1 protein-coding gene is annotated in these 368 nt (G+C 66.3%); it reads left to right on the top strand.

The features are described 5' to 3' along the window. The coding region (locus tag E0L16_RS21960) for an Ig-like domain-containing protein (RefSeq protein ID WP_131638321.1) at nt 1-368 on the top strand (368 nt) is incomplete at both ends.

Below are 368 nucleotides of genomic sequence, written 5' to 3'. Positions count from 1 at the left end.
GCCACCGGCGCGGCAGCGGGCGATAAGGTGACCGTGACCATCGGCGGCCAGACGTACACCACCGTGCTGGACGCGGCGGGCAACTGGAGCGTGGGCGTCCCGGCGAGCGTGATTTCAGGCCTCAGCGACGGCACCGTGACCGTCACTGCGTCTGTTACCGACGCGGCGGGCAACACCGGCAGCGGCACCCATAACGTGACCGTCGATACCGGTCTGCCATCGGTCAGCTTCAACGCCATCAGCGGTGACAACGTCCTGAACGCGGCGGAGAAAGGTCAGGCTCTGAGCGTGAGCGGCACCAGCGCCAACCTGGCGGAAGGCACCGTGGTGACCGTGACCCTGAACGGTAAAAACTACACCGCAACGAC

Origin of the sequence: Enterobacter quasihormaechei (assembly GCF_004331385.1) — a bacterium.
Taxonomy (GTDB): Bacteria; Pseudomonadota; Gammaproteobacteria; order Enterobacterales; family Enterobacteriaceae; genus Enterobacter; species Enterobacter quasihormaechei.
Note: the sequence above shows the minus strand (reverse complement) of the source record. Positions and strands in the feature narration are given on the sequence as shown.